The following is a 13,508-nucleotide window of genomic DNA, read 5'->3' as shown; positions in this document are numbered from 1 at the left end:
CCGAACGACACCACCCCGTGGAACAACCGCCCCCCGACGGCGATCGCTCCAGCGTTCTTCCAGTCCTTCCAGTGGCCCCCGCTCGTGGACCACCGCTGTTGCCGTTGCGCCCCTTCCTCGACATCACCCGTTGGCGATCACCCGTCGTCGTTCCGCACGTCCCCGCGACGTTGGAACCTCCGGATTCCGGCAGACCGAGAACCCCGCGTCCCGGACCGCCCAGGCCGTTCCCGGCCTTTCCAGAGATCGAACTTGCGTTCGACTGATCCAAGTAAACCCTGGCCACGGCATCGCCGTCAAGGCGTTCACACCAAAGAGCGAACACAAGTTCGATAACCGCAGGTCGGCACCGACACGGCCTGCCAGGCCCCCGCCCACCGGACCGAACGACCCCATCCTGCACCGGGCCACCGACAATCCCGCCCACCCGCAGCCCCGCCCCGAAACGCACGAAAGGGGCGGCACGGGAACCCCGTGCCGCCCCTCCGCGGAGCCCTACCAATGATCTTTCAGCCGTCTCGGCACCGACAAAGCCGTGCACTCAGCGGCGAAGCCGTGCAGTAGGCGGCGAAGCCCGCCTGCCTTGCGGCCGAAGGCCGTGCCTGTATGCGCGCCAGCGCATAGCCCACGTCGAAAAACCGACCACCCGCGGGTTCTCAGCGGCTTCCTCGCGAGGACAGCTTTTTCCCTCGTGGCGGAGCCACTCGGGAAAAAGATCCCGCAGCGAGAAGACAGCTGAGGTTCCGCCAAACGACCACCAAAGCAACACGAGCCGCAAAGAGCCAGATCAGTGCGCGAAGTGCCTGGTGCCGGTCAGGTACAACGGCACGCCCGCCGCCTCGCACGCCTCGATCGTCTCGTTGTCCCGCACCGATCCGCCCGGCTGCACGATGGCCCGCACACCCGCCTCGATCAGCGCCTGCGGCCCGTCGCCGAACGGGAAGAACGCGTCGGAGGCGACCACCGAACCGCTGGCCCGTTCCCCGGCCCGAGCCACCGCCAGCCGCGCCGAATCGACCCGGTTGACCTGGCCCATGCCGACGCCCACCGTGGCGCCGTCATCGGCCAGCAGGATCGCGTTCGACTTCACCGCGCGGCACGCGCGCCAGGCGAAGCGCAGGTCGGCCAGCGTCGCCTCGTCCGCCGCGGCCCCCGCCGCCAGCGTCCAGTTCGCCGGGTCGTCGCCCTCGGCGTCGATCGCGTCGGACTGCTGCGCCAGCACCCCGCCGGAGATCGCCCGCATCTCGATCCGGCCCGACCGCGGCGGCTGCGCGGTCAGCACGCGCACGTTCTTCTTCCGCGTCAGCACGTCAACGGCGCCGTCGGCGTAACCGGGAGCGACGACGACCTCGGTGAACACCTCCGCGATCTGCTCCGCCATCGGCACCGTCACCTCGCGGTTCGCCGCGATCACGCCGCCGAACGCGCTCACCGGGTCGCACTCGTGCGCCTTGCGGTGCGCGTCGGCGATGTCGTCGGCGACGGCGATGCCGCACGGGTTCGCGTGCTTGATGATCGCCACGCAGGGCTGCGCGTGGTCGTGCGCGGAACGCCACGCGGCGTCCGCGTCCACGTAGTTGTTGTACGACATCTCCTTGCCGTGCAGCTGAGCCGCCGCGGCCAGGCCCGTCGCCTCACCGCCGGAGACGTACAGCGCGGCGGCCTGGTGCGGGTTCTCGCCGTAGCGCAGCGCCGAGCGCCGCTGCCACGTCTCGCCCAACCAGCCGGGGAACGCCGAGTCGTCGCCCGTCGGCACCCGGCTCATCCACCCGGCCACCGCCACGTCGTAGGACGCCGTGTGGCGGAAGGCCTCGGCCGCCAGCTCCACCCGCTCGGGCAGGGTGAAACCGCCCGCGCGCACCTGCTCCAGCAGCCACTCGTACTTGCTCGGGTCCACGACCACGGCGACGTTGCCGTGGTTCTTCGCCGAGGCGCGCACCATCGCGGGGCCACCGATGTCGATCTGCTCGATCACCTCGTCCGGTTCCGCACCGGAGGCGACGGTCTGCACGAACGGGTACAGGTTCACCACGAGCAGGTCGAACGCCGGGATGTCCAGCTCCGCCAGCTGCTCGGCGTGCTCCGGGCGCCGGAGGTCCGCGAGCAGGCCCGCGTGCACCCGCGGGTGCAGCGTCTTGACCCGGCCGTCCAGCGCCTCCGGGAACCCGGTGAGCTCCTCGACGGGGGTGACCGGCACACCGGCGTCGGCGAGGGCCCGCGCGGTGCCGCCCGTGGAGACGATCTCCACACCGGCCGCGTGCAGCCCGGTGGCCAGGTCCAGCAGACCGGACTTGTCGGACACGCCGATCAACGCCCGGCGCACCGGCCGCCGTTCCTGCGAGTTCTGGGTCACGGGATTTCCACCTTCCGTCCCTGCACGGTCCAGCCGTGCCGCGCGAGCTGTTCCAGGGTCTCGACCAGCAGCCGCCGCTCGACCGCCTTGATGCGTTCGTGCAGGCTCGCCTCGTCATCGCCGGGCAGTACCGGCACGGCTTCCTGCGCCAGGATCGGGCCGGTGTCCACGCCCGCGTCGACCACGAACAGCGTGCAGCCGGTGACGCGCACTCCGTAGTCCAGTGCGTCGCGCACCCCGTGCATGCCGGGGAACGCGGGCAGCAGCGCCGGGTGGCTGTTGAGGTAGCGACCGCCGAAGCGGGCCAGGAAGCGCTCACCGGCGAGCTTCATGAAGCCCGCGGACACGACCAGGTCCGGTTCGTAGGCGGCGCACGCCTCGGTCAGCGCCTCGTCCCAGTCCTGCCTGGACGCGTGGTCGGCGACGCGGCGCACGAACGTCGGGATCCCGGCGCGCTCGGCGCGGGCGAGGCCTTCGATGCCGGGCCGGTCCGCGCCGACCGCCACGATCCGCACCGGGTGCCCGGCTTGCGCGGTGGCGTCCAGCACGGCTTGCAGCAGGGTTCCGGAACCGGAGACCAGCACGAGCACGCGGGCCGGTTCGGCGGGGCGGAACCGCGTCGGGCCCTGCGCGGCCGGATCCGGCCCGGAGGCAGGGTCCGGATGTGCTGCGGAGGCCGCGTTCGATGCGGGGGTGCTCAGCTCTGACTCCTGACAGTGCCTGGTCACGATCTCACCGAGCAGCGTAGGCGGCGGGCCCGTTCCGGACTCGGCCAGGTCCGGCGCGAGTGGCCCAGCCCTCACCGGGTCAGCGGTCGTCGCCCCGAGGCGCGGAGCCCGGCTCGACGTCGGAGGACGGCGCGCCCGGCTCTTCCTCCGCCTCGTGATCGTCCTGCTCGTGGGCGGGCAGGGGTTCCTCGTCGGCGTAGAGGTCCCCGGACCAGGACACCACCGGTTCGGCGGCGTCGGCCTGCTGGGCGCGCAGGACCAGGTCGGCCCATTCCGCCTCGTCGACGTCGAACTCGTCGGCTTCGAGGTCCACTTCTTCCAGCTCGCCCGGGTCTCCCTGGCCGTCCGGGCCTTCGACGGCGTCCACGTCGTCGGAGTCCTCCGCCACCTCGGAGTCCTCCGCCGCCGCGTCGGCGATCTCGTCCGCCGCCTCCGGTTCCGGCGGCACCTCCTCGTCCCGCTCCGCCGCGAGGGCCGCGGGCTCGACCGGGAACAACCACACCGCGGGCAGCGCCGGGACCAGCACCCAGCCGAAGGTGACCACCGCCGAGAGCACCGGATGCAGCGAGATCGGGTCGAATCCACCGCCACCGGCGCTGCCCCCGGTCGCGGCGGCGACCACCAGCACACCGGTCGCCGCGACCAGCGCCGCGAGCACGACCGCCGCCGGCCGGTGCGCCCCGTCGAGGCCGCGTCCGCAGCGCACGCCCACGAACGCGCCCGCGGCGACCGGCAGCAGCACGACCGCGGACCACCACCACGCCGCGTCCCCCGGCGGGAGCGCCACCAGCAGCGGGAGCTCCGGCACCGGGCCGGGCGACGTGCCGTAGAAGCGCACGGCCAGCTCGCCGACGCCGATCCCCGGCCCGGCCGCGAACGACCACCCGGCCACCATCGCGTTGGGCAGGTACAGCAACGACAGCAGCAGCATCCCGAACGCGTCCCCCGCCGAGTCCGCCCTGCCCAGCAGGTCCCCGACGCGCGGCGCGGACAGGCACAGCGCGATCACCGCCACCAGCGCGCCGGCGCCGAGCAAGCACGCCCAGGCCAGCAGGCCGCCGCGGAGCCCTGCGCTGACCGTCGGACCGGCGAGCCGCCGCAGGGCGGCGAGCAGCTCGCCGTACCGGCAGGCCCCGGCCGCCGACGCCGCGGCGGCGATCACCCCGCAGCGCAGGAACGCCCCTGGCACCGAGGCGTCGACGACTCCGCCGAGCAGCGCGGCCAGCACCGCCCCCAGCACGGCGTGCGCGAAGCCGACCACGCCGATCACCTGGACCGCGTCGCGCGCACCGCTCAGCTCGTAGCGGCGCAGGAAGGCGGCGGTGATCGCGGCGATCAGCAGGCCGAGCGCGACGGTCGGCAGGAACGGCAGCACCGACAGCGGCGCGCCGAGGATCAGCAGCGGCACTTGGTGCGCGGCCAGCCAGCCCGGCACGGCGGCGGCCAGCAAGGTCGGCAGTGCGACGTCCGCGCCGCGAGCGGTGCCGGCGGCGAGGGCGAGCAGCGTCGCGGCCAGCAGGTAGCCGATCAGGGTCGTGGTGGCCACGACCAAGCCGAGACGCCGCGCCCCGATCCGGTCGCGGTGCTCCGCGTCGGGCTCGGGCACCAGGTCCGGATCGGGCAGCGATTCGATCAGCGGCATGCGGCCGAATCTCGCACCCGGCTCCGCGCGCACCCCTCATGACTCGCCGCAGCGTCCGCCCATCGGGCGACGTCGATCACGCAGCGTCCGTCCCTGCCCCGGAACGCGCGAAGGGCGCCGCCGCGGATGCGGTCGGCGCCCTTCGGCTCGCGGACTCGGTCCGCTCGGTCGAACTAGTGCGACGAACCCGGGTACGGCATCTGCCGCGTGCCCTCGGGGCCGTCGGGGACCTGCGACTGCGGGCCGGAGGCCGGGCCGGGATCACCGGCGGCCGAGCCGCCCGCGGGGCTGTCCGGGCCCTGCGGACCGGGAGCGCCCGGCCCTCCCGGCCCGCCAGGACCGCCAGGACCGCCGTAGCCGCCCGGGCCGCCGTAACCGCCCTGCGGGCCCGGACCACCGGGTCCGCCCTGTCCGGGGTGCCCCGGGCCGCCCTGCGGTCCGGGACCGCCGGGGTACCCGCCGGGAGGCGGCTGGCCGGGCCCGCCCTGCGGGCCGCCGTAACCGGGCTGACCGCCCGGCGGCGGGCCCCACGGCTGCTGGGGCTGGCCGGGCTGCTGCCCGAACGGCGGCTGGCCGCCCGCGCCGCCCGCGCCACCCTGACCGGGCTGGCCGGGCTGGCCGGGGCCGCCGAGGGGCGGGAACGGGCCGGTGTTCGGGCCTTGCCTGCCTCCACGCGGTTCGGGCTTCTTGCCGCCTCCGACCGCGATGACATCGGCCTCGGCCAGCACGAGCACGACGACGGCGGCGGCCTGAACCAGGGCGAGGACCAGCTGCACGATCACGACGGCGCCGGCGATCCCGCCGACCACGGCCTGCAGCAGCGCCAGCACGCCGTAGACCGCGAGCGGTGCGGCGGCGACCAGGGTGTTCGGGGACTTCGGCAGCTTCCGCAGCCCCATCAGCACCGCGGTCGCGATGATCGCGAGACCGGCGGTTCCGGTGATGAGCCCGGCGGCGGCCGGGTCGAAGAAGCCGAGGACGTACGCGACGAGTCCGGCGCCCGCGGCCACGAGGGGCAGGACGGACTTGATGTCGGTGCCGCCCGCGTCACCGGGCTGCGGCGTCTCCGCACGAGGAGGCCCTGCGTGCGGAGGTGCCTGCTGGTGGGGCGGGGGCGCACCGTAGGGCGTGGACATGATTGAGAGGACTCCTCCTCGCCGAGGGTCAGGAGAACGCAAGTGTCACTTGGAAGAGTGACACTTGAAACGGTATCGGACTGTGATTCAGCCGCAGAACGGGTACGACGGTCCGTGGTCATCCGCCCGCATCGCCCGGCCGAACCGCGCCCGGACGCGTTCACCCCGGTCACCGCCCGCGCGGCGTCCGCCCCGGCCCGGCCGGGGCGCAGCGGATCGCGGCGGCGGGCGCTCCTGGTTGGCAACTGTGGAGAAGTTCACCGCGACGGGACCGGAACGCGACCACTCCGCACCCCGTGACCTCGGACGACACCGCAAAACGACCGGGGCCGGGCACCTGAACAAGGTGCCCGGCCCCGGTCGTGAAGCGAAAAGTCAGCCCTTGACGATCTCGCGCATGAGGTTCGCGGTCTCGCTGGGGGTCTTGCCGACCTTGACGCCGGCGGCCTCCAGAGCTTCCTTCTTCGCCGCCGCGGTACCCGACGAACCGGACACGATGGCGCCCGCGTGGCCCATCGTCTTGCCCTCCGGCGCGGTGAACCCGGCGACGTAGCCCACCACCGGCTTGGTGATGTTGGCCTTGATGTAGTCCGCGGCCCGCTCCTCGGCGTCGCCACCGATCTCGCCGATCATCACGATCGCCTCGGTCTCCGGGTCGTCCTGGAACGCCTGGAGCGCGTCGATGTGCGTGGTGCCGATGATCGGGTCACCGCCGATGCCGACCGCGGTGGAGAAACCGATGTCGCGCAGCTCGTACATCATCTGGTACGTCAGCGTGCCCGACTTCGACACCAGACCGATCTTGCCGGGGCCGGTGATGTCCGCCGGGATGATGCCCGCGTTGGACTTGCCGGGCGAGATCACGCCGGGGCAGTTCGGCCCGACGATGCGGGTCTTGTTCCCGGTGGCGTTCGCGTGCGCCCAGAAGTACGCCGAGTCGTGCACCGGGATGCCCTCGGTGATCACCACGGCGAGCGGGATCTCGGCGTCGATGGCCTCGACGACCGCGTCCTTGGCGAACTTCGGCGGCACGAACAGCACCGACACGTCGGCGCCGGTCTCCTTCATCGCCTCGGCGACGGTGGCGAAGACCTTGAGCTCCTTGCCCTCGATCTCGACGGTCTGCCCGGCCTTGCGGGCGTTGACGCCACCGACGATGTTCGTGCCCGACTTCAGCATCCGCGCGGTGTGCTTGGTGCCCTCGGACCCGGTGATGCCCTGGACGATGACCTTGCTGTCGTCATTGAGGAAGATGGCCATGGGTCACGCCCCCGCAGCAGCAAGTTCGGCGGCCTTGTCGGCCGCGCCGTCCATCGTGTCGACCAAGGTGACCAGCGGGTGGTTCGCCTCGGCCAGGATGCGCCGGCCTTCCTCGACGTTGTTGCCGTCGAGGCGGACGACCAGCGGCTTCGTGGCGTCGTCGCCCAGGATCTTGAGCGCCTGCACGATGCCGTTGGCGACGGCGTCGCACGCGGTGATCCCGCCGAAGACGTTGACGAACACCGACTTCACGTCGCTGTCGCCCAGGATCACGTCCAGCCCGGCCGCCATGACCTCGGCGGACGCGCCGCCGCCGATGTCCAGGAAGTTCGCCGGCTTGACGTTGGAGTGCGCCTCGCCCGCGTAGGCCACGACGTCCAGCGTGGACATGACCAGACCGGCACCGTTGCCGATGATGCCGACCTCGCCGTCCAGCTTGACGTAGTTGAGGTCCTTGGCCTTGGCCTTCGCCTCCAGCGGGTCCTCCGCCTCGGCGTCGACCAGCTCGGCCTGCTGCGGCTGCCGGAACGAAGCGTTCTCGTCCAGCGTGACCTTGCCGTCCAACGCGATGATCTTGCCCTGCGGGTCCTTGACCAGCGGGTTGATCTCGACGAGCGTGGCGTCCTCCGAAACGAAGGTCTCCCACAGCTTGACGATCACGTCGACGACCTGGTCGGCGACCTCGGCCGGGAACTTCGCGGCTTCGACGATCTCGCGGGCCTTGGCGGCGTCCACGCCCTCGATCGGGTCGATCGCGATGCGCGCCAGAGCCTCGGGCTTGGTCGCGGCGACTTCCTCGATCTCCATCCCACCCTCGACCGAGGCCATCGCCAGGAAGTTCCTGTTGGCGCGGTCGAGCAGGAAGGAGAAGTAGTACTCGTCGGCGATGTCGGAGGCGGTCGTGATCAGCACACGACGCGTCACGTGACCCTTGATGTCCAGACCGAGGATCGCCTCGGCCTTGGTCTGGGCCTCGTCCGGCGTCTCGGCCAGCTTCACGCCGCCGGCCTTGCCGCGGCCCCCGGTTTTCACCTGGGCCTTGACCACCACGGGCCCGCCGAGTTCATCGGCGGCTGCCTTGGCCTCTTCGGGGGTTACGGCCACGGAACCGGGCAGCGTCGGCACTCCGTGGGAAGCGAAGAGTTCCTTCGCCTGGTACTCGTACAGGTCCACTCGACTCTCCTGCGACGTCGGTGTCGGACTCGGCGACGATAGCGACCTGCGAGGACCGCCGGTGCGCCGCACCCGGTGAACTGGCTCACCTCATTGGCCCGATCGCCGCAGGTGAATGCATCCAGACCGGCTATTTCGCCGAGTTGAAACCGCTGGATGCGCCGCGTAAGTGACGAACGGAACACCTCTTCGGGACCCGTCAAGGGGACTCAGAACACAATTTCCCCGGTTTTTCCGGAGCGGTGAGGTTCCGCCGGAGCGCGCCGAACCGACCGGTTCGGGTTCGCCGCGGCCGATGCGGCCCGCAACCGGCTCCGCCGCAACGGCGGCCCGGCTCTTCCTCCTCGCGAGCGCGGGGACTCAGTCCCGACGGGAGGCGAGGGCTGCGGTGATCAGCAACGCGACGATCGCGGCCAGGGCGAACCACAGGCCCAGCGCGGGGACGCCGCCCTCGGTGCGGTCGGCGGTGAGCGGGAACTCCAGGGCGCGCGCGGCCATCACCAGCGCGGCGCCGCCGAGCAGCGCCACCGCCCGCGCGGGACGGCTGCGGGCCGCGAGCACCGCGGCGGTCAGCACCGCCGCGCCCGCCCCGATCAGGCCCCACGAGGTGGTGCCGAACTCGGTGAACACGCCCGGCGCGGTGTAGTCGGGGGCGGCGAGCACCGGCAGCAGGACCGCGGCCAGGCCCAGCAGCGCCGAGATCCCGGCGGGCACGGCCACCACCGGCCGCCAGTCCCGTTCGGTGAGGTCCACGTCGTCGCGTTCGACCCCGCCCGCGAGCGCGGCCACGATCGCCGCGAGCGCCGCGAGCGCCATCGCCGCCCCGGACGTCCAGGCGCCCGGCCCCGCGTTCGCCCCGGCGACCTGGGTGGAGGTGAGCACGGTGTCCAGCGCGGCGGCGCCCGCCAGCGGCAGCATCGCCCAGGCCACGGTCAGCGCGGGGCGCACCGCGGGGGCGATCCGCGGCACGAGCAGGCCCGCGCCGAGCAGCACCAGCACGAGGCCGCCGGGCCACAGCAGCCGCGCCGGATACAGCGAGGGGTCGTCGACCCAGCTGGGCATCTCCAGGTGCGGCAGGAGCGCGGAGGCGATCGCGAGCGCACCGGCGGCCAGCGCCAGCACGCCCGAGGTCCGCAGCAGCTTCGTCAGCGCGGGCAGCGCCACGTCGCCGCGGTCGCGGTCCGGGTTGCGCCCGCCCGCCACGGCGAGCGCCACCAGCGCGAGCGCCGCGGCCAACCCGAGCACGGGACCCCAGCCGAGCTGGAGCCGGGGCAGCACGGCCACCGAGAGCAGCGGCGGCACCACGGCGGCGGCCAGTCCGGCGGCGAGACCGAGCAGTCCGCCGCGCACCAGCTCCGGATCGGTCGACCCGGCGGTGAACGCGGCGGCGGCGGGCACCGCGATCGCCAGCAGCAGGCTGCCGACCGCGACCGCGACCGGCGCGTCCACGACGGACTTGGCCAGCAGGTACGGGTCGTCGGAGGTGAACGGCCCCATCAGCAGGCCGACCGCGGCGACGGCCGTCGCGCACAGCACCAGCGCGAGCAGGCCCTGCCGCCGAGCGCCGGCGGCGGAGGCGGTCCCGGCCACGTCCGCGCCGGGTGAGCCGTGCGGCGAGCCGTCACTGACGGAAAGCCCGCTGAAGGGGTCCCCGCCGAACGAGGTGCCGGCCGCGTGCTCGAACAGGCCGCGGCCCGCGATCAGCGCGAGGCCCCCTGCGACGAGGGTGAGCACGTGCCCGGCGAGCAGCACCCAGGTGCCGAAGGCCGGGGCGAGCGGGTCGAGCGTGTCGGGCAGCAGCAGTTCCGGGCGGGCGGCGAGGCCCGCGTCGACGACGAGCTGCGCGTCGTGCGCCAGCCGACCGGGCGCGAGCACCGCGGGCCCGAGCAGCACGGCGGCGGCCAAGGCGGGGCGAGCGCGCCAGGACAGCCCGGCGAGCACGGCGGGGATCAGCGCCAGGAGCAGCAGCACCGGCCAGGCCGGGAACGCCGCCGGCATGTCCGGCGTGACCAGGCCCAGCAGCGGGGCGAGCCCGGTGAGCAGTGCACCGAGTGCGGACAGCGCGATCGCCGCGGTGAGACCGGCCGGGGGGCCGACGGGTTCGGGCGCCGCCGGACGGCTCATCTGCGCCTCCGAGGTTTCGAACGGGAGATCGGGCCGTGCGCTCACCGCGCCGACGCTAGCAACCGATCTACCGGGTGCCCCCTGGGGATCAGCGGACCGCTACGGACGGTCGCGGCGGGTCGGCCACGGGCGGCGGTTGCGCCGCGCCGCGGCGAACTCGATGGCGCCGGGAATAACCGGGATTCATCGCGCGCTCGTACAACTTGAGGCCCCGGAAGGGTCACTGAGGTTGAGTGCGTTGCGCTGTTTTTTATGTGACTTGCGCCACATTCAGGCGGGCTCCATTACCGGGCGAAGCGAAACCGCCCCGTCTCCATAGTCCAAATGGGAGCGACTTCCTCGATCACGAACCGGCAGGCAGTGCCACTCGGTAACCCCAGCCGGATCGTCGTTTCACCGTGCGCAACCACCCGCTCCGACCTCCACGCCGCCACTGTGCGTGAGCGAACGACCACTGATCGGGATTTGCCCCTAGGGGATCAGCCTGGTTACTGTCCCCCGGTCCGTTGTCACGGTCCGATCACGACTGCCGGTTACCCCGACCGGCGCCCCGGAACCCCGTCCGGGAGCGTGTTACGGACTCCCCGAGACGGAAGGGCAGGCCTTGTCTCGACACCGCTCCCCCGGCGGCGCCCCGATCGCCGAGGAGTCGTCCCCGCACGATCCCCCGCATCAGCGTCAGCGGCGGTTCTCCACCCCACCTTCGGTCATTCGCGGACGCCTGGTCGTCGCGGCCGTCGCGGCAGGCGCCTTCGCCGCCGCCGGTCAGTCGATGGCCAGCGGCGAGCCCGCTCCGGACCAGGACGGCGTCAGCCCGCTGGCTTCCGGCCAGGACGCCGCCGCCTCGTTCGGCTCCGTCGTCGGTGACTCCGGCGGCGGCATGGGCGGCTCCGCCCCGGCGCCTGAGATGCTCCCGGTCCCCAGGGCCAGCAGCGCCGGCTCCGAAGTCGAGAAGCTGGCCAAGAGCGAGCGCATCTCCGAGCAGCGCGCCGAAGAAGAAGCCGAGCGGATCGCCGCCGAAGAGGAGGCGAAGCGACCGAAGGTCGTCGCCCCCGCCGAAGGCTCCTTCACCTCCGGTTTCGGTGGCCGCTGGGGCACCACGCACTACGGCATCGACATCGCCAACAGCAAGGGCACTCCGATCGTCTCCGCGCAGGACGGCGTGGTCATCGAGGCGGGCCCGGCCAGCGGCTTCGGCCTGTGGGTGCGCGTGCAGCACGACGACGGCACGATCACCGTCTACGGCCACGTCAACACCATCACCGCCAGCGAGGGTGAGAAGGTCAAGGCGGGCGACCAGATCGCCACCATGGGCAACCGCGGCTTCTCCACCGGCACCCACCTGCACTTCGAGGTGTGGAACGCCAGCGGCAAGAAGATCAACCCGATGCCCTGGCTGAGCGCTCGCGGCGTCGACGTCAGCTGATCTACCGCCGTCCGAGCGGATGGCCCGTCCGACCGCACCCGGTCCGATGCGCCATCCGCTCGACGCGGCAGCGCTGAGCCCTCGGCTCAGTCCTCCGCTCGACGGGCCCGCCACTTGTCCATCAGGGCGGGCATCTCCTCGCGGAGGAATTCGAAGAAGCGGCGCGTCTCGTCCAGCCGCCTGCCGGCTTCGGTGCCGGCGCCGACCGCGTCCACCCCGGCTTCCAGGGTCCGCTCCCAGCCGCTCAGCATGTGATCCCGCTGCATGATCGTCTCGTACCAGAGGTCGTCGCGGACCCGGTAGTGATCACGCCGCTCGCCCGGATCCCGCTCCCGCACGACGAGTCCGACCTGCACCAGGTAGCGGACCGCGCCGGACACCGCGGCCGGGCTGACCCGCAGCAGTGCCGCGATCTCGGCGGCCGTGCGGCGCGCGCCGGGCGCGACGAGCAGCCCGGCGAACGCGCGGGCGGCCATGCGCGGCACTCCGGCCGCCACCAGGTCGAGCGCGAAGCGTTCGACGAACCGGCCCACCGCCGCACCTGCTCCGTCGCCGCGCTCCGCCTCGTCCCGTTCCACGTCCACCACGCCTCGGATTTTATACGGTTTCTTTATTTCATGATTTTGTGAATCGAGCGTAGCGTCGGGTCCGCACCAAGGGCACACCTCCTGGGGAGAACCGCCATGACCCGCGAGAAGGCCGACTTCACCGGCCCCCAAGCCACCATGCTCGCCACCCTCTACGGCCGGGCGCTGCACAGCCGCACCGAGAACCCGGTGCTGCACGACCCGTACGCGGAGGAGGCGGTCGCACGCATCGACCACGACTTCTCCACCACCGGGTTGCGCGGTGGCGACGCGCTGTCGATCGCGCTGCGCGGTCGCACGTTCGACGACCTGACCGCGGACCGGCTCGCCGCCGACCCGGAGGTCACCGTGCTGCACCTGGGCTGCGGGCTCGACAGCCGCGGGCAGCGCCTCGCGCCGCCGCCGAGCGTCGAGTGGTACGACGTCGACTTCCCCGAGGTCATCGAGCTGCGCGACCGGATCTACCCGGCTCGGGAGCACCACCACACCATCGGTTCCTCGGTCACCGCCCCGGACCTGCTCCACGGCATCCCGAACGACAAGCCGGCCCTGGTCGTCGCCGAAGGCCTCACCATGTACTTGGAGGAGGCGGAGGGCGTCGCGCTGCTGCGGCGGATCACCGAGCACTTCCCCGGCGGCCACCTCATCTGCGACGTCCAGAGCCCGCTGGCGGTGCGCTGGGCGCACCGGCTCAACGGAGCCGTCCGAGCGGCCGACGCCCGCCTGAAGTGGGGAATCCGCAGCGGCACCGAACTGGAACGAGAAGTACCCGGCCTGGTCCTGGACGAGGAAACGACCTTCTTCGACATCCCCGGCTTGGAACGCCTCAACCCCGCCTACCGGGCCCTCGTCCGCGCCCTCGGCACGATCCCGGCCTTCCGAAAGCTAGCCCTGATCCTCACCATGCACTTCGACTAGCGCACCGCCGTGCCTGCGGCGAAGCCGTGCCTAGCGGCGAAGCCGTGCAGTGGGCGGCGAAGCCCGCCTGCCTCGCGGCCGAAGGCCGTGCAGTGGGCGGCGAAGCCCGCCTGCCTCGCGGCCGAAGGCCGTGCAGTGGGCGGCGAAGCCCGCCTGCCTCG

General features: G+C 72.7%; 10 protein-coding genes. 2 read left to right on the top strand and 8 right to left on the bottom strand.

From position 1 onward, the window contains the following. Positions 1 to 787: 787 nt before the first annotated feature. From purH to OOZ19_RS14220, 7 genes are all read right to left on the bottom strand, one after another. On the bottom strand, positions 788 to 2,353 hold the full coding sequence (gene purH / locus OOZ19_RS14250) for a bifunctional phosphoribosylaminoimidazolecarboxamide formyltransferase/IMP cyclohydrolase (RefSeq protein WP_266090578.1): 1,566 nt from the start codon (positions 2,351 to 2,353) through the stop codon (positions 788 to 790). Next, positions 2,350 to 2,943 (bottom strand): phosphoribosylglycinamide formyltransferase, encoded by a 594-nt coding sequence (gene purN, locus OOZ19_RS14245; protein WP_266090695.1) that lies wholly within the window; start codon positions 2,941 to 2,943, stop codon positions 2,350 to 2,352. Before purN ends, purH begins: the two co-directional genes overlap by 4 nt. Positions 2,944 to 3,160: 217 nt before the next feature. Next, positions 3,161 to 4,723 (bottom strand): cell division protein PerM, encoded by a 1,563-nt coding sequence (locus OOZ19_RS14240; RefSeq protein WP_266090577.1) that lies wholly within the window; start codon positions 4,721 to 4,723, stop codon positions 3,161 to 3,163. Positions 4,724 to 4,896: 173 nt separating this feature from the next. Beyond that, positions 4,897 to 5,859, bottom strand: a complete 963-nt coding sequence (locus OOZ19_RS14235) for a DUF5336 domain-containing protein (RefSeq protein ID WP_266090576.1) — start codon at positions 5,857 to 5,859, stop codon at positions 4,897 to 4,899. A gap of 375 nt (positions 5,860 to 6,234) precedes the next feature. Continuing rightward, positions 6,235 to 7,119, bottom strand: a complete 885-nt coding sequence (sucD, locus tag OOZ19_RS14230; RefSeq protein ID WP_266090575.1) for a succinate--CoA ligase subunit alpha — start codon at positions 7,117 to 7,119, stop codon at positions 6,235 to 6,237. A 3-nt stretch (positions 7,120 to 7,122) separates the two neighbouring features. Next, positions 7,123 to 8,292, bottom strand: coding sequence for an ADP-forming succinate--CoA ligase subunit beta (sucC, locus tag OOZ19_RS14225; protein ID WP_266090574.1), 1,170 nt, complete (start codon positions 8,290 to 8,292; stop codon positions 7,123 to 7,125). A 360-nt stretch (positions 8,293 to 8,652) separates the two neighbouring features. Then, positions 8,653 to 10,461 carry a hypothetical protein gene (locus tag OOZ19_RS14220; protein WP_266090573.1) on the bottom strand — a complete coding sequence of 603 codons (1,809 nt, stop codon included), beginning with the start codon at positions 10,459 to 10,461 and terminating at the stop codon, positions 8,653 to 8,655. Between the two features lie 676 nt (positions 10,462 to 11,137). Here OOZ19_RS14220 and OOZ19_RS14215 point away from each other — a divergent pair. Continuing rightward, entirely contained in the window at positions 11,138 to 11,842 is a 705-nt protein-coding gene (locus OOZ19_RS14215) for a M23 family metallopeptidase (protein WP_266090694.1), read from the top strand. Positions 11,843 to 11,928: 86 nt separating this feature from the next. On the opposite strand, the gene OOZ19_RS14210 is transcribed toward OOZ19_RS14215, so the two are convergent. Further along, positions 11,929 to 12,420, bottom strand: a complete 492-nt coding sequence (locus tag OOZ19_RS14210; RefSeq protein ID WP_266090693.1) for a GbsR/MarR family transcriptional regulator — start codon at positions 12,418 to 12,420, stop codon at positions 11,929 to 11,931. A gap of 105 nt (positions 12,421 to 12,525) precedes the next feature. On the opposite strand from OOZ19_RS14210, the gene OOZ19_RS14205 reads away from it, so the two are divergent. Continuing rightward, positions 12,526 to 13,347 (top strand): class I SAM-dependent methyltransferase, encoded by an 822-nt coding sequence (locus tag OOZ19_RS14205; RefSeq protein ID WP_266090572.1) that lies wholly within the window; start codon positions 12,526 to 12,528, stop codon positions 13,345 to 13,347. The last annotated feature ends 161 nt before the right edge of the window (positions 13,348 to 13,508 follow it).

The organism is Saccharopolyspora sp. NFXS83, assembly GCF_026241095.1.
In the GTDB taxonomy this organism is placed as follows: Bacteria; Actinomycetota; Actinomycetes; order Mycobacteriales; family Pseudonocardiaceae; genus Saccharopolyspora_C.
The sequence above is the reverse complement of the archived record's forward strand: the minus strand, read 5'-3'. Positions and strand labels throughout refer to the sequence as shown.

Bases quoted from the DNA above. Each gene is read 5' to 3' on its own strand.
- OOZ19_RS14240 (WP_266090577.1), bottom strand. From the start codon at position 4,723: ATGCCGCTGATCGAATCGCTGCCCGATCCGGACCTGGTGCCCGAGCCC.
- OOZ19_RS14235 (WP_266090576.1), bottom strand. From the start codon at position 5,859: ATGTCCACGCCCTACGGTGCGCCCCCGCCCCACCAGCAGGCACCTCCG.
- sucD (WP_266090575.1), bottom strand. From the start codon at position 7,119: ATGGCCATCTTCCTCAATGACGACAGCAAGGTCATCGTCCAGGGCATC.
- OOZ19_RS14205 (WP_266090572.1), top strand. From the start codon at position 12,526: ATGACCCGCGAGAAGGCCGACTTCACCGGCCCCCAAGCCACCATGCTC.